Annotated in this window: 19 protein-coding genes, 8 tRNA genes and 1 riboswitch; of the genes, 4 read left to right on the top strand and 23 right to left on the bottom strand. The window is 30.4% G+C overall.

The window, feature by feature from the left end:
• Positions 1 to 108: 108 nt before the first annotated feature.
• The 5 genes from prfB to ACI48Q_RS14065 all read right to left on the bottom strand — a co-directional run bounded on the left by prfB (position 109) and on the right by ACI48Q_RS14065 (position 6,019).
• Positions 109 to 1,213, bottom strand: a protein-coding gene (gene prfB / locus ACI48Q_RS14085) for a peptide chain release factor 2 (RefSeq protein ID WP_474919749.1) whose coding sequence is annotated in 2 segments (ribosomal slippage) — positions 109 to 1,134 and positions 1,136 to 1,213 — 1,104 coding nt in all. Because the reading frame shifts where the segments join, the coding sequence is not laid out codon by codon here.
• Positions 1,214 to 1,215: 2 nt separating this feature from the next.
• Positions 1,216 to 3,717 (bottom strand): preprotein translocase subunit SecA, encoded by a 2,502-nt coding sequence (gene secA / locus ACI48Q_RS14080; RefSeq protein ID WP_474919748.1) that lies wholly within the window; start codon positions 3,715 to 3,717, stop codon positions 1,216 to 1,218.
• A gap of 337 nt (positions 3,718 to 4,054) precedes the next feature.
• Positions 4,055 to 4,585, bottom strand: a complete 531-nt coding sequence (gene hpf, locus ACI48Q_RS14075) for a ribosome hibernation-promoting factor, HPF/YfiA family (protein WP_474919747.1) — start codon at positions 4,583 to 4,585, stop codon at positions 4,055 to 4,057.
• 423 nt (positions 4,586 to 5,008) lie between these two features.
• Positions 5,009 to 5,224 (bottom strand): hypothetical protein, encoded by a 216-nt coding sequence (locus tag ACI48Q_RS14070; RefSeq protein WP_474919746.1) that lies wholly within the window; start codon positions 5,222 to 5,224, stop codon positions 5,009 to 5,011.
• Positions 5,225 to 5,872: 648 nt separating this feature from the next.
• The gene (locus ACI48Q_RS14065) at positions 5,873 to 6,019 is read right to left on the bottom strand and encodes a hypothetical protein (RefSeq protein ID WP_474919745.1); all 147 of its coding nucleotides are present in this window, start codon (positions 6,017 to 6,019) and stop codon (positions 5,873 to 5,875) included.
• Between the two features lie 163 nt (positions 6,020 to 6,182).
• On the opposite strand from ACI48Q_RS14065, the gene ACI48Q_RS14060 reads away from it, so the two are divergent.
• Positions 6,183 to 6,515 (top strand): YmaF family protein, encoded by a 333-nt coding sequence (locus ACI48Q_RS14060; protein WP_474919744.1) that lies wholly within the window; start codon positions 6,183 to 6,185, stop codon positions 6,513 to 6,515.
• Between the two features lie 100 nt (positions 6,516 to 6,615).
• Here the strand turns inward: ACI48Q_RS14060 and ACI48Q_RS14055 are convergent, their stop codons facing one another.
• Positions 6,616 to 6,756, bottom strand: a complete 141-nt coding sequence (locus ACI48Q_RS14055) for a hypothetical protein (RefSeq protein ID WP_474919743.1) — start codon at positions 6,754 to 6,756, stop codon at positions 6,616 to 6,618.
• A gap of 374 nt (positions 6,757 to 7,130) precedes the next feature.
• Here ACI48Q_RS14055 and ACI48Q_RS14050 point away from each other — a divergent pair, with 374 nt between their 5' ends.
• A complete protein-coding gene (locus tag ACI48Q_RS14050; RefSeq protein WP_474919742.1) occupies positions 7,131 to 7,577 on the top strand; it encodes a helix-turn-helix domain-containing protein in 447 nt (148 codons plus the stop codon).
• 25 nt (positions 7,578 to 7,602) lie between these two features.
• The gene (locus tag ACI48Q_RS14045; RefSeq protein ID WP_474919741.1) at positions 7,603 to 8,037 is read left to right on the top strand and encodes an ImmA/IrrE family metallo-endopeptidase; all 435 of its coding nucleotides are present in this window, start codon (positions 7,603 to 7,605) and stop codon (positions 8,035 to 8,037) included.
• Between the two features lie 307 nt (positions 8,038 to 8,344).
• On the opposite strand, the gene ACI48Q_RS14040 is transcribed toward ACI48Q_RS14045, so the two are convergent.
• The 13 genes from ACI48Q_RS14040 to ACI48Q_RS13980 form a co-directional block, all read right to left on the bottom strand.
• On the bottom strand, positions 8,345 to 9,025 hold the full coding sequence (locus ACI48Q_RS14040) for a ComF family protein (RefSeq protein ID WP_474919740.1): 681 nt from the start codon (positions 9,023 to 9,025) through the stop codon (positions 8,345 to 8,347).
• The gene (locus ACI48Q_RS14035; RefSeq protein ID WP_474919739.1) at positions 8,998 to 10,011 is read right to left on the bottom strand and encodes a hypothetical protein; all 1,014 of its coding nucleotides are present in this window, start codon (positions 10,009 to 10,011) and stop codon (positions 8,998 to 9,000) included. Before ACI48Q_RS14035 ends, ACI48Q_RS14040 begins: the two co-directional genes overlap by 28 nt.
• Positions 10,012 to 10,025: 14 nt before the next feature.
• Positions 10,026 to 12,230, bottom strand: a complete 2,205-nt coding sequence (gene recD2 / locus ACI48Q_RS14030; RefSeq protein WP_474919738.1) for an SF1B family DNA helicase RecD2 — start codon at positions 12,228 to 12,230, stop codon at positions 10,026 to 10,028.
• A gap of 213 nt (positions 12,231 to 12,443) precedes the next feature.
• Entirely contained in the window at positions 12,444 to 13,619 is a 1,176-nt protein-coding gene (gene metK, locus ACI48Q_RS14025) for a methionine adenosyltransferase (RefSeq protein ID WP_474919737.1), read from the bottom strand.
• Between the two features lie 184 nt (positions 13,620 to 13,803).
• Positions 13,804 to 13,904, bottom strand: a riboswitch (SAM riboswitch).
• Positions 13,905 to 14,004: 100 nt separating this feature from the next.
• Positions 14,005 to 14,089, bottom strand: a tRNA-Tyr gene (locus tag ACI48Q_RS14020).
• Positions 14,090 to 14,095: 6 nt separating this feature from the next.
• Positions 14,096 to 14,170: transfer RNA gene (locus ACI48Q_RS14015), tRNA-Thr, on the bottom strand.
• Between the two features lie 25 nt (positions 14,171 to 14,195).
• Positions 14,196 to 14,271 (bottom strand) — tRNA-Val (locus ACI48Q_RS14010).
• Between the two features lie 6 nt (positions 14,272 to 14,277).
• Positions 14,278 to 14,362, bottom strand: a tRNA-Tyr gene (locus ACI48Q_RS14005).
• A 6-nt stretch (positions 14,363 to 14,368) separates the two neighbouring features.
• Positions 14,369 to 14,443: transfer RNA gene (locus tag ACI48Q_RS14000), tRNA-Thr, on the bottom strand.
• A 25-nt stretch (positions 14,444 to 14,468) separates the two neighbouring features.
• Positions 14,469 to 14,544: transfer RNA gene (locus ACI48Q_RS13995), tRNA-Val, on the bottom strand.
• Between the two features lie 6 nt (positions 14,545 to 14,550).
• Positions 14,551 to 14,635, bottom strand: a tRNA-Tyr gene (locus ACI48Q_RS13990).
• Between the two features lie 6 nt (positions 14,636 to 14,641).
• Positions 14,642 to 14,716: transfer RNA gene (locus tag ACI48Q_RS13985), tRNA-Thr, on the bottom strand.
• 144 nt (positions 14,717 to 14,860) lie between these two features.
• On the bottom strand, positions 14,861 to 15,439 hold the full coding sequence (locus ACI48Q_RS13980; protein ID WP_474919736.1) for a hypothetical protein: 579 nt from the start codon (positions 15,437 to 15,439) through the stop codon (positions 14,861 to 14,863).
• 149 nt (positions 15,440 to 15,588) lie between these two features.
• Here ACI48Q_RS13980 and yyaC point away from each other — a divergent pair, with 149 nt between their 5' ends.
• Entirely contained in the window at positions 15,589 to 16,119 is a 531-nt protein-coding gene (gene yyaC / locus ACI48Q_RS13975; protein WP_474919735.1) for a spore protease YyaC, read from the top strand.
• A 177-nt stretch (positions 16,120 to 16,296) separates the two neighbouring features.
• On the opposite strand, the gene mreB is transcribed toward yyaC, so the two are convergent.
• The 4 genes from mreB to spoIID form a co-directional block, all read right to left on the bottom strand.
• Positions 16,297 to 17,331 carry a rod shape-determining protein MreB gene (mreB, locus tag ACI48Q_RS13970; protein WP_474919734.1) on the bottom strand — a complete coding sequence of 345 codons (1,035 nt, stop codon included), beginning with the start codon at positions 17,329 to 17,331 and terminating at the stop codon, positions 16,297 to 16,299.
• 92 nt (positions 17,332 to 17,423) lie between these two features.
• Positions 17,424 to 17,678, bottom strand: a complete 255-nt coding sequence (gene spoIIID, locus ACI48Q_RS13965) for a sporulation transcriptional regulator SpoIIID (protein WP_474919733.1) — start codon at positions 17,676 to 17,678, stop codon at positions 17,424 to 17,426.
• A gap of 130 nt (positions 17,679 to 17,808) precedes the next feature.
• The gene (locus tag ACI48Q_RS13960) at positions 17,809 to 18,501 is read right to left on the bottom strand and encodes a peptidoglycan DD-metalloendopeptidase family protein (protein ID WP_474919732.1); all 693 of its coding nucleotides are present in this window, start codon (positions 18,499 to 18,501) and stop codon (positions 17,809 to 17,811) included.
• 182 nt (positions 18,502 to 18,683) lie between these two features.
• Positions 18,684 to 19,787, bottom strand: a complete 1,104-nt coding sequence (gene spoIID / locus ACI48Q_RS13955) for a stage II sporulation protein D (protein WP_474919731.1) — start codon at positions 19,785 to 19,787, stop codon at positions 18,684 to 18,686.
• Between the last annotated feature and the right edge of the window lie 24 nt (positions 19,788 to 19,811).

The raw sequence follows: 19,811 nt of genomic DNA, 5'->3' as shown, positions 1-19,811 counted from the left end.
ATGTGGTTTTATTAAAAGTATATATTTTAAATAAACTTGTAAATAATCATAGTTATATAAATAGTTGGGGTAACTTCAATCTTTGAAATTACCCCAACTATTTATAGACTATTTATTGTACCCTAAATAAGATTTTATAAACATGTCAATATTTCCATCCATAACTGAATTAACATTAGAAGTTTCAACTCCAGTTCTATGATCCTTAACTAAGTTATAGGGGTGGAATACATAAGATCTAATTTGACTTCCCCAAGCATTATCCTTCAATTCTCCAGTTAAATCTTCAATCTTATCTTTATGTTCCCTCTCTTTTAAGTCTACAAGCTTAGCCTTTAACATCTTTAGTGCATATTCTCTATTATTATGTTGACTTCTTTCATTTTGGCATTGAACAACTATTTTTGTTGGTATATGAGTTATTCTTATAGCCGACTCTGTCTTATTTACATGCTGTCCTCCAGCACCGCCTGACCTATAGGTATCTATCTTCAAATCATCTGACCTTATTTCTATATCTTGATCCTCTGTAAGTTCTGGCAATATTTCACAGGATGCAAAAGATGTTTGCCTTTTACCATTGGCATTATATGGAGATATCCTAACTAATCTATGAACACCCTTTTCAGCCTTTAAATATCCATAGGCAAATTCTCCTGTAATTTTAATAGTAACAGCCTTTATTCCAGCCTCATCATCAGAAACATAGTTTAAAACTTCAGTCTTAAATCCATGAGCTTCACACCACCTAGAATACATCCTATATAGCATTTGAGTCCAATCTTGGGCATCATTTCCACCGGCACCTGTATGAAGTTCCAAAATTGCATTGTTTCTATCATACTCACCGCTTAAAAGAGTCTCAATACTTAAGTTTTCAATTTCTTCTTCTAGAGTTTTTAATTCTACTTTTATCTCTTTGTAGGAGGAAGAATCCTCTTCCTCCAAACTAAGAGTTATAAGTATCCCTACTTCTTCAATTCTATTACAAAGATTGTTAAAATTATCTATTTTATCTTTTAATGTTTTAGCAGTTTGAGTTATTTCTTGTGCATTATTTATATCATTCCAAAAATCTCTCTCCTGCATTTTGAATTCCAGTTCACTTAATCTTTTTTCTATTGTTGCTATGTCAAAGAGACACCTTTAATTCTTCTAATTTTCCTTTAAGAATATTTACTTCATTTATAAATTCTTCTAATTGTAATAACACTATTATACTCCTCTTCCACAACAATTTTTATATTTCTGTCCTGAACCACATGTACATGGATCATTTCTATTTGGTTTTTCTTTTTTCTTAACTGGTTCTTTTTTAAGTGAACTATCCTCATTAGTTGAAGTTATTTTTGCAACTCTTTCTCTTTCGGGCGCTTTTTCTATTCTTACATGGAATAAATATTTAACTGTTTCATGCTTAATGTTCTCTATCATTTCATTAAACATATCGCTACCTTCCATTTGGTACGCCTGACCTGGGTCCTGTTGCTTATAAGCTCTTAATCCTATTCCTTGTTTTAGATGATCCATATTATCTATGTGATCCATCCACTTGCTATCAACTACTCTTAATAGTATAACTCTTTCTATTTCTCTTATCTGTTCTTCGCCAAACTCTCTTTCCTTTTCGGCATAAAGTTCTTTAGCTTTAGATAATAATTTATCTTTTATCTCCCCATCAGATATCTGTTCTAAATCCTCTACTTTAAGCTCACCTTTAGGTAAGAATATCTCTTCCATATATCCTATTAATGTTTTTAATTCATCCTTAAAAGTATCCTCTGAACCAGTAATATGAGTTTTCACGCTGCTATCTATAACATCTTCTACCATATTTTGTATTTGATCCTTAATGTCTTCACCTTTAAGAACTGTTTGTCTTTGACTATAAATAATCTCTCTTTGTTTATTCATTACATCATCATATTTAACTACATTTTTTCTTACGTCAAAGTTATTACCTTCAACCTTCTTCTGAGCACCCTCTATAGCACTACTAACCATTTTACTTTCAATAGCGTCATCTTCTTGTAAGCCTAATTTATCTACTACTCCAGATAATCTTTCAGATCCGAATATTCTCATTAAGTCATCTTCTAGTGAAATATAGAATCTTGAAACTCCAGGATCTCCCTGACGACCAGAACGTCCCCTAAGCTGATTATCTATACGTCTTGATTCATGTCTCTCAGTTCCTAATATCTTAAGACCTCCAAGGTCAACTACACCCTCTCCAAGCTTAATATCTGTACCTCTACCAGCCATGTTAGTTGCTATAGTTACAGACCCCTTTTGGCCTGCTAAGGATACTATCTCAGCTTCTTTTTCGTGGTATTTAGCATTAAGTACTTGATGTGGTACTCCTTTTTTCTTAAGCATTGATGAAATAAGTTCTGACTTTTCAATACTTACAGTACCTACAAGTATTGGTTGACCTATTTTATAAGTTTCTGCAATTTCATCAACTAAAGCTATATATTTTCCTTTAATTGTCTTATAAACCACATCTGGTAAATCCTTCCTTATAAGTGGCATATTTGTTGGGATTACTATTACATCTAGTCCGTAAATTTCTCTAAATTCACTTTCCTCAGTTTCTGCTGTACCAGTCATACCTGCTAATTTTTTATACATTCTAAAATAGTTTTGGAATGTTATTGTAGCTAGGGTTTTAGACTCTTTTAAAACCTTAACGTTTTCTTTAGCCTCTATAGCTTGGTGTAATCCATCACTATATCTTCTACCTTCCATAAGTCTTCCAGTAAACTCATCTACTATAACAACTTCTCCATCTTTTACTATATAGTCTTTTTCATTTTTCATACTATAATTTGCTTTTAATCCTTGAACCACGTGGTGTTGAACATCCATATTTTCAGGATCTGCATAATTATCTACATGAAAATACTTCTCAGCTTTAGCTATACCTTCGTCTGTTAATATAACAGAATGTGCTTTCTCATCTATTAAATAATCCTCTTCTGATAGTGACTTTACAAAAAAGTCTGCTACTCTATAAAAATCTGTAGACTTTTCACCTTCACCAGAAATAATAAGTGGCGTTCTAGCTTCATCTATAAGTATTGAATCTACCTCATCAACTATTACATAATTAAGCTCCCTTTGAACTCTTTCTTGTTGATAAACTACCATGTTATCTCTTAAGTAATCAAATCCAAACTCATTATTTGTTCCATAAGTAATATCACAATTATACATCTGTTGTTTTTCTAATTGAGATTGCCCATGGATAATAACGCCCACTGTAAGACCTAAAAATTCATGAACCTTTCCCATCTCGTCTCTATCTCTTTTAGCCAGATAATCATTAACAGTAATAATATGCACGCCTTTTTCTTCTAGCGCATTTAAATATGAAGGAAGTGTAGCTACTAAGGTCTTACCTTCTCCTGTTTTCATCTCTGCAATTCTACCTTGATGTAAAACAATACCTCCAATTAATTGGACATCATAATGCCTTAATCCTAAAACTCTTTTTGATGCCTCCCTAACTACAGCAAAAGCCTCTGGAAGAATATCATTTATCGTTTCACCTTTTTTCAATCTTCCTTTAAATTCTTCAGTTTTATTTCTTAAATCCTCATCAGATAAAACTTCTATAGTTGGCTCAAGAGAATTGATTTTTTTCACCATTGACATCATTCTTTTAATCTCTCGTTCACTATAGGTTCCAAATATTTTATTCAATATTCCCATAAACTCATCCTCACTCTTTATCACTATTTTTCAGCAGCAATTATTTAAAAATATATGTTATATGATTTAAAATACTCATTAAAATACTAACGTAAATTATAACACTTATTTATTTTTACTTCAACTTTATGATATTTATAAATAAAAACAAATTGCAACATTTATTTAAATCATAGGCTTTGTTTTAAATGGTGATTGATTTTAGAACTACATATTATTGCGAAGCAAACCATTTGTATGTAGTTCACATTATTAACACTATATTAAAATAAAATTAAATCATAAAAAAATTACTGAGATTAGGATCTCAGTAATTTTTCATTATATTAATTTTTAATTAAAATTCTTGTTCTATCAAGCCATAATTTCCGTCTTTTCTTTTATATACTACATTGACTTCTTCTGTATTTCCATTTCTAAATACGAAGAAATCATGTCCTAATAGCTCCATTTGTAATACAGCCTCTTCCTCATTCATGGGCTTTATTGCAAATCTTTTTGTTTTTACAATCCTTGGCTCATTCTCCTCACTATAATTATCGTAATCCTTTATATTGTTAAATCTTAGAGAACTATCATGTTGTCTTCTTTGAAGTTTAGTTTTTTGTTTTCTTATTTGTCCTTCTAATTTATCTATAACTAAGTCTATAGCTGTATACATATCTATGTCTTTTTCTTCTGCTCTAAGAATCACACTATTAAAAGGTATAAGTACCTCTATCTTTTGTAAATTCTTTTCTACACTTAAAGTTATTGTGCTTGAAATTTTTTCATCAAAATACTTATCTAGCTTACTAATTTTCTTTTCAACTGCTCCCTTTAGTGCTTCAGTTATTTCTAAATTTTTGCCAACTATTCTTATTTTCATAATTTCAGCCCCCTTCAAGCTAATAGGACTTTTTATATCCTGTATTATTAAGTTATATCTTATTTTGTAATTTAATTTTAATACTAATTAAAAATTTTATCAAATTAATTTTTGTTAATATTCTGTTTTTTTTTGTGTTTGATATAACTTATCATGTTATTTCTTTATATATATAACTATTTCTATAGAATATATAGTATGAATTTTTTCCTTATTTATGATATAATTTAAAGTATGGGTTAGATGTTTATAATTAAAAAACACTTTATATTAATGTGTTTCTAATAACTTCACCGGAGTTTCTACCTATTATATATGCATAGATTATTATAAAAATCAAGAAGACTTGTAAATTACAAGTCTTCTTTTAGTTTTGATTTTTTATTGTAACTAATTACATATGTTTCAATATTTTATATGTTTCTATATATCTGACTGTGCAATAACTCCTTGGTTTATTTTTTTAAGATTTGCATATCCTACAAAACTTAAAACTAAACTTGGTATAACAAATATAATATATAATAAAAATAATACTCCACCAACACTATATAAAATCCCCGCTGTTAGTGCAAACCCTCTTTTGTTGCTAAAAAAAGTAACCCAATTAAATATTGTAGCTAATATCACAAGAATCATATGTGGCATTACTAATACTGTTGCTATCGCTGCTCCTACCTGTTCAGTTCCCTCACTACCAAAAGTTGCTCCACTGAAATAAAAGATAATATAAATTGAATATATAGCCCCAAGTATAGCTCCATTGAAATTTCCCCTATCAAAATAAATACATCTAACATAAGTATAGAAGATTTATTATATAAGATTCCAGAAATAGCTAAGATTTTAAAAATTGATGAACTAAAAGTTAGAAAGCTTATCGTAGTTCATTATCATGGTAAATTTTATGATCCAGAGTTTAGTCTATTGGATGAATGGTTCCACACGGAAGGATAGGATCGTATCTAGAAGTTTTTTAGATGAAAATAATGATAATAAAGAAATACTTTAAACTGTCCTTAATTATATAGAAGGATAGTATGAAGGTAACACAGAAAGAATGGGGAAGACTCTTCATACTAATAGGATTAAAAAATATATTAGAAACAATAAAATATAAGAATTAGATTTGAAGATGATATATTCCATATTAATTTTGAAAATTCTTTGTTTAAAATTTAAAAGTATGGATATGATTATAATAATTTCATTTTCATTATAACTTCCAAATCTTACAACGATAAAAAGCCATGGACCATACACCTAAGTGTAATCCATGGCCTTAATCTATTTCCTATTCTCTATTATATATTCCATAAATTTTCTGCAGGTATCATATACATCTGAACCTATAATCTCAATATTATATTTAACCTCTTTACAAGCCTCACCAACAACCCTTCTTGCAGTTCTAACTTGATATTGATATGGCATAAGAATTCACCAGCTAAAAGCTCTATTTAGATATTTGGTAGCAAATAATCATCTTGTCTATCTGCTCTATCTTTATATATAGGAAATATTTCATATAACATGTCTGCACTATCTTACTCTATTTTTAATATTATATATTATCAACAATAAAGGAGGAGAGCTTATGGCTTGTCCTGAAGTAAGACAATTTCACGTTCATGAATTTTTGGGTAGTACTAGATTGGCTGAACTTGAATCAGAAGATGCTCATAACCACCGTTTCGCGGGAATTAGTAGCGAGGCAATCCCTGCTGGTCAAAGCCACGTTCACTTTATAAAAACAAAAACAGACTTTTTTGACCATTTCCATGAAATCAGAGTTACTACTGGCCCTGCAATACCTGTGGGTGAAGGAAGACACGTTCACTTTGTGTCTGGAACCACCACTTGTGTTGATGACCATGTGCATCAGTTTATTTTTGCAACCTTAATTCAAGCACCTATATTTGTAGGTTAATACTATTTGATTATATGGTAGCTTTGCATCTATTTGGTGTAGAGCTGCCTTTTTTAATTTTGTCTGTGATAGCCATTTCCTTACTTAATTCTCCTTTTCTCTATTTTTTTAATCTATTTTTTATTTTTACATCATTTTGATAATACTCTATTTCATTTTCTTTGCTTCTTGCCTTTAGCCTTTTACCATAGTAGTCATTTTTAACTTTTTTCATAAATTCACCTTTAGTCAGTCTTTCCATGTTTATTTTTCCTCTCTATATAGATAGTGTTATCTATTAACTCAACTTTTCATTTACAACTCCATTTTTAGTAATAAGATATTTTCTCTTTAAAATTTCTGAATTATACATCCAATATTGTTACCATTTATATCACCTTAAATTACTAAGCAGTAAAATGATAGGAAAATAATTCTTTATTTATAATTCATTTATTTCCATTCTTGAAACATGGAAAACCTGGTGTATGAACTAATTGTCTTATCTTCATTTATTCCTGAATGTTGAGATGTTTCTTCAATAGTTAAAGTTACTTTTATCTCTTTCTTACTTCTTAAAATTTCATTGTTTTTTGTTAACTGTGAGTATATAATGTTAACTGTGAGGTGATAACATTGTTAGGTGACACTATAAAAAAAATTAGAATAAATAAAGGATTAGGCTTAAACGAAACTGCTAAAAAAGCAGGTATAACAGGAGGCTATTTAAGTTCTATTGAAAATAATAAAAGAACCAATATAGGCACTGATATTTTACAGGCGCTAGCTGATGTTTTAGGTGTATCTATAAGAGAATTTTACAATGATGATGAAGATGCTTCAGTTAATGAAAATATAGATAACAACCTACCTGCACTTAATAATAAAGATGAAAAAGATATAGCTAAAAAACTAACTGAAACTTTAGAGTGTTTAGAAGGCTCTCAAGATGGTTTAATGTTTGATGGTGAACCAATAGATGATGAAACAAAAGAATTACTTAGAATAAGTTTAGAAAACTCTATGAAACTAGCTAAACAGATTGCTAAGCAAAAATATACCCCAAATAAATATAAAAAGTAGTAATTATTAAGGGGTGGATGGGGATATGAAAAATTTAATAAAAATTGAGATTGAAAAATTAATAAAAAAATACAACACTTCCAATCCTTTTGAGATTGCAGGTGCTGAAAATATAATAATCGTAACAGAACCATTAGGTGGAATCTGTGGATATTATAATAAAATTTATAGACAAAAATTTATTCACATCAATTGTAATCTGAGTGAATCTAGGCAATTATTAACTTGTGCTCATGAGTTAGGCCATGCAAAGTTTCATGCAAATGCTAACACTCCATTTTTAAAGAGTAATACCTTTTACTCTGTTTCCAAACTTGAGCGCCAAGCTAATTTATTTGCTGCTCACTTATTAATTTCAGATGACTTAATTAATAATTATGAAGGATATAATTTAGAACAAATATCTATCTTAGAAAATCTTCCTTTAGAATTATTAAAACTTAAATTTGACTTAATTTAATTAAGTATATATTTTTTTAATTTTCATCCGAACATATATTCGTAAAAGAAAAATAGCAGCCCATAAAAGACTGCTAAACCGCACAGTTAGTGCATTTCTTATCAGTTGACCTGGTCTTTGACCCCACACTCGCCTGCTGGAGCTTTTGCTACCCAGAATTACCCTCTCACTACTAACTCTCTCTTCTTATAAGAAGGCAGGTCTTACCTCTAAGCCGCACCATGATCATTAAACATTTTATTTAACTTACGTGGATCGTTTCGCCTGCGACTGGCATCGACTTTCAACCACAAACCTGACTTCTTTATTATACTCTACTTTTTGCAATAGTCAATATGTATACTTCTTTTGCTCCAGCTTTTTTAATTTCTTTTGCACAATAAAATGCTGTAGCCCCTGTAGTTAACACATCATCTATTAATAATATCCTTTTATTTCTTATAAATTCATTATTTACCACTGTAAAAGTATTCCTCATATTGTTCCATCTTTGTTCATTATTAAGTCCTATTTGGTCACTATTTTCTCTTATCTTCTCTGTTAGCTGCTTAAATGGAATATCTATCTTCTTACTTATATTTTTACATATAATCTCACACTGATTAAATCCCCTTCTCTTCAATGCCTCTTTAGAGCTTGGAATATATGTAAGTACATCTAATTCTCCTAGCAATTCCATTTGTATAAAATTACTCATATAATTCCCTAGAATTTCTCCTGCTCTAAAAACTTTTTTATATTTTAATAGCATTATTAGTTTTTTTAGCTCATATCCATATGCCCCTAGAGAATAACAGGTAAATTTATCTTCATAATCTTCTATCCAATAGCATAAATTTAAAAATTTTATTTTATTATTGCATCTATTACACATATATTCTTCTTCTACATATTCATCACATAATAGACATTTATCTTCTCCTCCATATATGATAGATAAAATATAATCTATATATTTATTTATAACTTTAAAGCACCTTCGTCCCACGCTCTTTTATTTAACTCCCTTAATATATCTTTTGCTTTATCCATATGTTTATTTTCATCATTACACAAAAATATTGCTTCCTGTCTATTAGAGTTTATATCCATCTTAACTTTACTAATTAAATATACTAATTCTTTGTAATTAAATCTATAATTATCTGCAAAAAATATCATTATATTCAACTTCTTTAAGGTTGGATAATCCATTTTAAAATTATTTGTTACTAGGATAAATCCCTCCTTATTCATAATTTTTTTTATAGATGAATTACTCTCTATAGGTGCATTTGATAAAAATATATTTTCTGTTAACTTTTCCTTGATATTTAACAAGTAATTATATATTTTTTCACCCTTTTCCTCTGATGGTACATAGATAAGCACATTACTATTAGAATTTATTGCCCAAAGTAAATATTCATATACCACCATGGGTATATCTTCTTCTATTTTTAATCTTGTTGTTATAATTCTTGGTTCTATCAAGGGTGTTTTTATATATTTATCGTGAGTGCAATAAAGTATAGATTCATTATCAAAAATAGGTTCTATAGAATAAGCTATCATTAGCCCATAACTACTCACCAAATTTCCCATAATTTTACCTATACTCTCCTTCGAAACTAGTGGGTAAGAATTAATATCATCATATATTACTAAATTAAACTTATCAGTTAAATATAATGCTTCACTAGGAGTACATACATTAACTTTATTACTTTGACTAGCTGTTAGTTTAGTGCTTAATATATTAATCTTGAATTTATTTAAAATGTCAATACTATTAGAAACCTCTGTAGTTATATATAAGACTTTTTTACTCTCCTTTAATGCAATGCTTATTATATCATTGAATACTTTTCGCTTGTTACCTAAAAAAGAGATAATATTTACCTTCTCTTTTTTCTCTTTATAGAATTGTAGTAACTTATCCTCTACTAAGCCTTTTTCAACTTTATCCTTTTTTTTGAATCTACCAAATAGCATAAGCTCTCTCCTAATTACATATGAATTATTTCTTTTATTCTCCACTTAAGTCCTGAATATCTCTCAAAACTTCTATTATTATCTTTCATAAAATCTACCGCTCTAATACTTCCAACTAATACTACAAGTTTTTTAGCTCGTGTGATTCCAGTATAAAGTAAATTCCTATTCATTAAAAGTGGAGGACCCATAAACATAGGTATAATTACTACTGGAAATTCACTTCCTTGACTTTTATGTATTGTTATTGCATATGCCAAGCTTAACTCTTCTAATTCACTTTCCTCATACTCAACTACTTTGTCATCATCAAAAACTATTACTACCTTGCCTTCATCATCAATATCTATTATGTAACCTACATCACCATTAAATACTCCACTACCATCTTCTTCAGTATTTCTTTTCTTCCACTTTAAATTATAGTTATTTTTAGTTTGCATTACTTTATCCCCAACTCTAAAAATAACTTCCCCTAAAATCTTTTCATTTTTACTACCATGCTTTGGATTAAGTATATCTTGTAGTTCACTATTTAAATTATCTACACCTACGCTAGATTTTCTCATTGGTGATAATATTTGAATATCTTTAACATTATTCCATTCCTTATTAAATTTCGGTAGTCTTGTTTTAACTAAAGATTTAATTTGCTCTAAAATTTTGTCTTGATCTAGTGCATCAATAAAATAGAAGTCTCCACTCTTTCTATTTAGTATTGGCATTTTTCCTTCATTAATAAGATGGGCATTGACTACTATCATACTTTCCTGCCCTTGTCTAAAAATCTCATTTAATCTAACCACCTTAACAGCTTCACTTTCTATGAGATCTTTAAGTACATTTCCTGGTCCCACAGATGGAAGCTGATCTACATCTCCAACTATAATAATCCTTGTGGTGAAGCTTACTGCTTTAAGCAGTGCATTCATTAAAGTAATATCTATCATAGATGCCTCATCTATGATTAATACATCTGCTTCTACTGGACTACTTTCAAATTCTAAATCTTCCTCTTCACTCTCTGAGTAAGAGCCAATCTCTAAAAGTCTGTGTATAGTTTTTGCTTCCATACCTGTAGCTTCACTCATTCTTTTAGCGGCTCGTCCTGTTGGCGCAGCCATAGCAACCTTCATACCTAAACCTTCAAATATATGAACTATACAATTTATAATTGTAGTTTTACCAGTACCAGGTCCCCCTGTTATTATTTCTATACCATTATTTATAGCTCCCTCTACAGCTTCCCTTTGTTTTGAAGCTAATTTAATACTATTCTCATCTTCGAACTCTAGTATTTCCTTGCTTAACTTAACCTCTAGCTTTTCATAGGTAGTAGTAGCAAGTTCAGCTATCTTTTTAGTTACACTCATCTCCATATACAGATAATACATATTATATACAGCTGTTATATCGTCTACCTCTTCAATTTTTATTTTTCCCTCTATGGTTAAATCATATATATTCTCTTTAATCTTATCTATAGTTACTCCTAATACATTTATTGCCTTCTCTTCTAAAATATCCATAGGCATAAATGTACTTCCCATAGCACAATACTCATTAATTATATAGGATATTCCACTCTTTATTCTAAATGGAGAATCACTCTCTATTCCTATACTCCTAGCTATCATGTCCGCTGTTTTAAATCCTATTCCTGAAATATACTCTACTAATATATAGGGATTATCTTTGACAATATCTATAGATGTCCATCCAAATTTCTTATAAATTTTCATGGCTTTATTTACAGATATCCCATACTTTTGAAAAAATATAATTATTTCTCTTGTAGCTCTTTGACTAGCATAAGACTCTATTATTGTATCGATTTTCTTTTTTCCTATTCCCTTTATTTCATTTAGTCTTTTTATATCATTATCTAAAACCTCTAAGGTTTTAGTTCCAAAAAACTCCACTATTTTTTTTGCCGTTATTGGTCCAATACCAGTTATAATACCACTGGCCAAATATTTTTCTATGCCCGATAATGTAGTTGGAACTATTTCTTCTATATTATCTACTCTAAATTGTTTTCCGAATTTAGGATGATTAACCCACTCTCCTGTTACCTTATATTTATTTCCTTCAACAATATAAGCCATAGTACCAACCATGGTGATATTTTCTCTTCCGTGAATAGCTCTAATTATGGCATATCCATTTTCTTCATTTTTAAAAACTATATTATCCGCCACAACTTCCATAACTATCATACTTTATCTCTCCTAAATATTTTCTTCTATTAATTATAGCATCTGAAGCATATTTATAGCTGTACTTTTTTATATTTATATTATTTACTATTCTCAGTCCTATTAAATCAAAATTTTTTATAAATACGATTTTGTTTTATATAGTTCATTATCAACACTATATTAAGACAAAGTTATAAAAAAAGAGCGAACCATAAAGTTCACTCTGTTTTATTATAAATATTTTTTAATATCATCAACTTTATTTAATCTTTCCCACGGTAAATCTAAATCATTTCTACCAAAATGTCCATAAGCAGCTGTTTGTTTATATATTGGTCTTCTTAAATCTAATTGTCTTATTATAGCTGCTGGTCTTAAGTCAAATACCTTTTCTATTAATTCAACAATTTTATCATCATTAATTTTTCCTGTTCCAAAGGTATCAACTGCTATAGATACAGGTTTAGCTACTCCTATAGCATACGCTAATGCTATTTCTATTTTATCAGCAACTCCTGCAGCAACTAAATTCTTAGCTACCCATCTTGAAGCATAAGCCGCAGATCTGTCAACCTTAGTTGGATCTTTTCCTGAGAATGCTCCACCACCATGTCTACCATATCCACCGTAAGTATCTACTATAATTTTTCTTCCTGTTAATCCTGAATCTCCTTGTGGACCGCCAATAACAAATCTTCCTGTTGGATTTATATAATACTTAGTATTATCATCCAATAGTTCAGCTGGAACAATATTAGCTATTACATATTGCTTTAAATCCTTCTCAATTTGTTCACGCTCTATTTCTGGATCATGTTGAGTTGAAATAACTATTGCATCTACTCTTACTGGTTTGTTATCCTCGTATTCAACTGTTACCTGAGTTTTTCCATCAGGTCTTAAATAATTTAAAGTACCATCTTTTCTAACTTCTGACAATCTTCTTGCTAATCTATGAGCCATAGCAATTGGAAGTGGCATAAATTCTTCTGTCTCATTTGATGCAAAACCAAACATCATACCTTGATCTCCAGCACCAATAGCATCTTCTTTATTAATTTCACCCTTTTTGCTTTCTAAAGCCTCATCAACCCCCATTGCAATATCCCCTGATTGTTCACCTATAGAGGTTAACACTGAACAAGTATTGCAATCAAATCCATATTTAGCTCTAGTATAACCTATTTCTTTAATGGTCTCTCTAACAACTTTTTGTACATCTACATAACATTTAGTGCTGATTTCTCCCATAACTAAAACCATTCCTGTTGTTGTCGCTGTTTCACAAGCAACTCTAGCCATTGGGTCCTTTTCTAAAATAGCATCTAAAATAGCATCTGATATTTGGTCACACATTTTATCTGGATGTCCTTCTGTAACTGATTCTGAAGTAAATAATCTTCTCATTTCTTTATCTCCTCTCTGATTTTTTTATCTGGAGTTCTCACATATTAAATTCCAATAGGCAAATAAAAACTTATAATATAAGTTAAGACTCCAATAATAAAAATTTAATTTAATAATACATACAAACAAAATAAAACCTCTTCTTAAGATTAAGAAGAGGTTAGCTATCACAATACACTACTCTCTCTTATCTCGCAGTATGTCTGCTGGAATTGGCACCATGGTGATAATTCACCGGTTGCCGGGTTTCACAGGGCCGTATCCCTCCACCTCTCTTGATAAGAGTTATTAATTATTTTTACAACATCATAATATCATAATATGAAAAGCATGTCAATTTGATTATTCTCAAAATAAAAAATATCACAAAAGTGATATTTTTTTATGGTGGAGGAGGACGGATTCGAACCATCGAAACGAAACGTAACAGATTTACAGTCTGCCCCCTTTGGCCACTCGGGAACTCCTCCAAGTTTTGGAGCTGGCAATAGGAATCGAACCTACAACCTGCTGATTACAAGTCAGCTGCTCTACCGTTGAGCCATGCCAGCATATATTATTTAATTATTAGTTTAATGGTGGTCACAACAGGGATCGAACCTGTGACCCTCTGCTTGTAAGGCAGATGCTCTCCCAGCTGAGCTATGCGACCATATTGTGGTGGAGGAGGACGGATTCGAACCATCGAAACGAAACGTAACAGATTTACAGTCTGCCCCCTTTGGCCACTCGGGAACTCCTCCACATTTTGGAGCTGGCAATAGGAATCGAACCTACAACCTGCTGATTACAAGTCAGCTGCTCTACCGTTGAGCCATGCCAGCATATATTATTTAATTATTAGTTTAATGGTGGTCACAACAGGGATCGAACCTGTGACCCTCTGCTTGTAAGGCAGATGCTCTCCCAGCTGAGCTATGCGACCATAATATGGTGGAGGAGGACGGATTCGAACCATCGAAACGAAACGTAACAGATTTACAGTCTGCCCCCTTTGGCCACTCGGGAACTCCTCCACATTTTGGAGCTGGCAATAGGAATCGAACCTACAACCTGCTGATTACAAGTCAGCTGCTCTACCGTTGAGCCATGCCAGCAAATCCCGATTTATAAACTTGACAAGTTATAGTATACAATTTTAGTTTTACTTTTTCAAATTCAAATTTACCCATTTGGGATGATTATTTTACTCTCCTTCTATTTTTCTAATGAATACTTCTATTTACATTGCACTCTTGTTCTTATCTAAGGCTACTAAAATCTATATATCTAGAGAATACTTTCAAAACATATTCAACATCTTTAGGTTTAAGTTTTTCTTTTACAATTTCTATTATTTTTTCCACTCCTATTTTTTCATTCTTATACTCTATATACTCGCTTATTTTTTCAATATCTCTATTTGATAAGTCTTCTGAAATTATCATTAATTTCGCTTTTTCAATCATACTAAGATCTTTCTCTATATCTTCTACAGAGGTCTTTATTATTTTATAATCGGTTTCTGGTATATATGAATTGTAATTATCGTTCATATACTTATCATTATATTCAAATTGCTCTTCCATTCTTAACATCTGATTTTCTTTAAACTTCATATATTTTTTAAAATTTGTATCATCATTTACTTCACTAGCTGTATTTTCTTCTTCATAATTCTCTTCTTTATAATTCTTTTCTTTATAAATTTCTTGTTCTAATTCTTTAGCAATCATACTATTTTCATTATACACATGATAACTTTTGTTTAAGCTAATTAGAACTCCTGATATAAAAATAGTATATGCAATTATAACTCCACTATAAAAAACTCTTTTCATGATTTTGAGTCACCTCACACTTAAAATTTTGCACATCTTAATTATGTCTTAATGATTTGATTTTATACATATTATGTTTCAGAACAAAATATATATTTCGTTAATATTTATTAATCTTTAATCATATAAATTCATAGGGAGGTGTTTATGTGAGTAAAATTAAGATCCATTACAAAGACCCTTTGGGTTATTATAGTTTATCAACATTTTTAAAAAATCAATTAGATGAAAATACTATTGTTGTTTGTATTGGAACTGATAGATGTATAGGTGATTGCCTCGGGCCTCTTGTAGGTACACTACTTAAAGAAAAGTTTTTCCCATTACCAGTGTATGGCACTATCAATGATCCTATCCATGCATTAAATCTAGAGAACAAACTATCAACCATAAAACTAAAGCATCCTTCATCAAAAATAATTGGTATTGATGCTTGCTTAGGACCATTTTTAAATATAGGAGAAATTCAGATTAGAGACTACCCAATAAGTCCTGGTAAAGGTGTAGGTAAAAGCCTATGCCCTGTAGGAGATATTTCTATAATAGGTATAGTTGATTCTAGTGAAGATGAAGAACCCTTCACTAGTAGAAATATTAGATTAAATCTTATTATTGAAATCTCGAGAGTTATAACTAATAGTTTAATTCATGCGTATCACCTCTATACTTGTAAACTTTGATCTCTATTTTGAATAAGCACTGTTTTAGATTTATAATTTTATATTCTAAATTCTAAAATATATTTATAAAGTAATTTCTTAACTTTAAATGAAGATTTTCAATTCTAATAATAAAATAAATAACAAAAGGAATGTATTTACTTAAAACACATTCCTTTTGCTATTTATTGGACAATATTAATCTATCACTGACCACCCTTGAGTACTTTGAGTGGTATCTAACTTATCAATAAAGTCTAACATTTTACCAGTTCCAATAGCTACACAAGAAACAGATTCTTCTGCTACATAAACAGGTACCTTGGTAACTTCCTCAATTAGCTTGTCTAGCCCATCTAATAATGCTCCTCCACCAGTCATAATTATTCCTTTATCTGCTATATCGGCAGCTAACTCTGGTGGTGTTTTTTCTAGAACTGAGTGAGTGCATTCAGCAATAGAATATATAGTTTCTTTTAATGCCTCTCTCATTTCATTAGAGTTTACTGTTATATTTTTGGGAAGACCTGTTATTAAATCTCTTCCTCTTATTTCCGTACTAATTTCTTCTTCCTTTGGATATGCAGACCCTATGCTTATTTTTAGTTCTTCTGCAGTTCTTTCTCCAATCATTAACTTGTGTTTTTTTCTTATATAACGAATTATAGCTTCATCGAACTTGTCTCCTGCAACTTTAATAGATTCTCTAACAACCATACCACCTAAAGATATAACTGCTATATCCGTAGTTCCTCCACCAATATCTATTACCATATTTCCACTAGCTTTTGTAATATCTAATCCTGCTCCTATAGCTGCTGCCAAAGGTTCTTCCACTAAAAGCACCTTTTTAGCTCCAGCATTTCTAGCAGCATCTTCCACAGCTCTTCTCTCAACTTCGGTTGCTTCACAAGGAACGCATACTACAACCCTTGGTGTAGAAATTTTTCTCTTTCCACAAGCCTTTTTAATAAAATGCTCTAGCATCTTTTCTGTAACATCATAGTCCGAAATAACCCCGTCTCTTAATGGACGTATAGCTACTATATTTCCTGGAGTTCTTCCTATCATTTTTCTAGCTTCTTCACCTACTGCTAATACTTTATTTAAGTTTTTATCAATAGCTACCACTGAAGGCTCTTTAAGTATGACCCCTTTACCTTTCATGTACACTAACACTGTAGCAGTTCCTAAATCAATCCCCATATCTGTTCCCATTCCGAAAAAAAACATCTAAAACTCACTCCCGCTTCTTGATCTATTTTGAAGTATAAATATACTAATATCTACAATTTCTCCTAAATATTATTATATTACTATTTATTCTAACCTTCAATTACTTTATACTTCATTTTAGTAGCTTTTCCACCTCTAATGTGTCTTTCAGCTTTATTTAAATTTAAGATGCTTTTTGCTTCTTCTGCTATTTGGGGGTTAATTTTAGGTAATCTTTCTGTCATATCTTTATGTATAGTGCTTTTACTTACTCCAAAAACTGATGCTGTTTTCCTAATTGTAGCCTCTGATTCAATAATATATTTTGCAACTTCTAGTACTCTATCTTCAATATAGTCCTTCAAAGTGTTACCTCCTTAATGCTTCTATAAATAATAATATGCTAAATTGCGAACTTAAATTACTTATTATTAGTTTCTTATTAGCCATTTCCTCTTTAAAAGAAAATGACTAATAAGACTAAATCTATAAGAACTATTTCTTATAGGTTACATATTTTGCAGGGTCTACTTCATTCCCATCTTTTAAAACTTGGAAATGAAGATGAGTTCCGTATTCCTCATAAGCAAAATTTGTAGTATTTCCAACTTTACCTATTTCTTGTGAAGCCGTAACCTTATCACCCTTTTTTACTGAAATATTTTCTTCCAGATTTCCATATACAGTTATTAACCCATTTTGATGGTCAACTTCAATAAAAGCTCCCTCAGTATTTTTACCTATGTTTTTTACAATTCCTTCAGAAACTGATTTAACACTAGCTCCTTCTTTTGCCTTTATATCCATGCCTAAATGAGTTTTATAACTCTTAGTTGTCGCCCAATATACTGGGTCTTCTGAGTATGCTCTTCCTAAACTTCCATCTACTGGATTTACAAAAGATTTATCATTTGAATTTGATACTGCTTTTGTCTCATTATTAGCTTTCACATTAGGTACTTCTTTTAAATTTTCTTTTACCTGAAGTGCCCCTTCTGGATTTTTAGGTTGTTCTACTACATTCTTGTCTGTATCTTGTACTACTACTTTTGCACTGTCTATATCATTCTTAGCTCTTGTTGATGTTACAACCGCCACTGTAGCTACAGAACATAAGCAAACGAAAAGTATTACATAGAAACCTTCTTTTTTAATAAACTTTTTGAATTTATCAAATTTATTGTTCATAAAAACACCTCCATATGTATTTTGACCCTTTATTAGAAAATTAATACATGTACAAGAAAAAAATTTTAAATTTTTAATATTTTATTTAATATCTAATAAAAATCTCAGTAAATAAAAATTGCATAAGATTTAGCCATATATGCTAAACCCTATGCAATCTTTATTTAATATTTTAATTGTATTTAATTATTTATTTTATATATTTCTATTCCAGTATAATAGTGTTTCAATATATTAATATAAGACTCCCCTTCATTAGCCATAGCATTAGCACCCCATTGACTCATTCCAACACCATGCCCAAATCCAACACATTTTATTTCTATAGTCTTATTAGTTATATCTATAGTAAAGTTAGCTGAATTTAATCCCAATAATTCCCTTAATTTTTTCCCACTTATAACTACCCCACCTAATTTAAGTTCTTTTACACTACCACCTTCAGTATGACTAATTATTTTTATTTGTTTTGTTAACTTGTTTACATTTAATCCAGCCTGATTATATGTTCCATTAACCTTTGAAACAAAATCACTTTTTTCAATACTTACATTACTTTTATATCTTGGTGCCACTTCTTCACCTTTACTTTCTACACTTCTTAAATAAGGCAATTTGGCACTAAATACTTCCTCTACATTTTCCGTCTTCCCCCCACTAGTTGAAAAATAGTATGCACCCTTAGCCAACTCATTATTATAAGTGATAATCATATTAGCAGTAGAATTTACAGCTTCCTCAATTTTCATCCAATTATCATTTCCATTATTTCCCCATTGATTTATTTTTTTATTCTTACTTGTATATACATGACAATGAGTAGTATCACATAAATCCCCTCCATAAGCGTTAGCACACCCACTGCCTATTGGTTTCATATGCGCTATAGCATAAGTTCTAGCCGCTATTGCTTGGGCTTTTAAGGCCTCTAAATTAAATCCTACAGGCATCTCACTACTTACTACTCCTTTTATATACTCTTCTAATGGAAGCTCTTCAATTCTATTTTCTTTTGTCATATATACCTTTACCGTCTTTATATTTATATTCAACCTCTTATTTACATCAGTTATATCACCATTTTCTATAATAACCTGCTGGATCTTTTCACTACCTTTTTTATCAATATTTTTAGTTTCTTCGTTAGAACTTTCTAATATAATTTTTGATGATAAAAATAAAAAACCTCCCAAAAGAAGAATATAAATTAATACGGTTCCTACAGGTTTCAAAATATCTAACGCTTTGCACGAATTAATATTAATTCTCTTACCCTTGTTTTTCATACTCTCATCCTTTCTCACCCTCTA

The sequence above is a fragment of the Clostridium sp. LXY-7 genome (assembly GCF_056172015.1).
This window is presented reverse-complemented; position numbering and strand designations above follow the sequence as displayed.

Bases quoted from the DNA above. Each gene is read 5' to 3' on its own strand.
- secA (WP_474919748.1), bottom strand. From the start codon at position 3,717: ATGGGAATATTGAATAAAATATTTGGAACCTATAGTGAACGAGAGATT.
- hpf (WP_474919747.1), bottom strand. From the start codon at position 4,585: ATGAAAATAAGAATAGTTGGCAAAAATTTAGAAATAACTGAAGCACTA.
- ACI48Q_RS14070 (WP_474919746.1), bottom strand. From the start codon at position 5,224: ATGATTCTTGTGATATTAGCTACAATATTTAATTGGGTTACTTTTTTT.
- ACI48Q_RS14065 (WP_474919745.1), bottom strand. From the start codon at position 6,019: ATGCCATATCAATATCAAGTTAGAACTGCAAGAAGGGTTGTTGGTGAG.
- ACI48Q_RS14060 (WP_474919744.1), top strand. From the start codon at position 6,183: ATGGCTTGTCCTGAAGTAAGACAATTTCACGTTCATGAATTTTTGGGT.
- ACI48Q_RS14055 (WP_474919743.1), bottom strand. From the start codon at position 6,756: ATGGAAAGACTGACTAAAGGTGAATTTATGAAAAAAGTTAAAAATGAC.
- ACI48Q_RS14045 (WP_474919741.1), top strand. From the start codon at position 7,603: ATGAAAAATTTAATAAAAATTGAGATTGAAAAATTAATAAAAAAATAC.
- ACI48Q_RS14035 (WP_474919739.1), bottom strand. From the start codon at position 10,011: ATGCTATTTGGTAGATTCAAAAAAAAGGATAAAGTTGAAAAAGGCTTA.
- recD2 (WP_474919738.1), bottom strand. From the start codon at position 12,230: ATGATAGTTATGGAAGTTGTGGCGGATAATATAGTTTTTAAAAATGAA.
- metK (WP_474919737.1), bottom strand. From the start codon at position 13,619: ATGAGAAGATTATTTACTTCAGAATCAGTTACAGAAGGACATCCAGAT.
- ACI48Q_RS13980 (WP_474919736.1), bottom strand. From the start codon at position 15,439: ATGAAAAGAGTTTTTTATAGTGGAGTTATAATTGCATATACTATTTTT.
- mreB (WP_474919734.1), bottom strand. From the start codon at position 17,331: ATGTTTTTTTTCGGAATGGGAACAGATATGGGGATTGATTTAGGAACT.
- ACI48Q_RS13960 (WP_474919732.1), bottom strand. From the start codon at position 18,501: ATGAACAATAAATTTGATAAATTCAAAAAGTTTATTAAAAAAGAAGGT.
- spoIID (WP_474919731.1), bottom strand. From the start codon at position 19,787: ATGAAAAACAAGGGTAAGAGAATTAATATTAATTCGTGCAAAGCGTTA.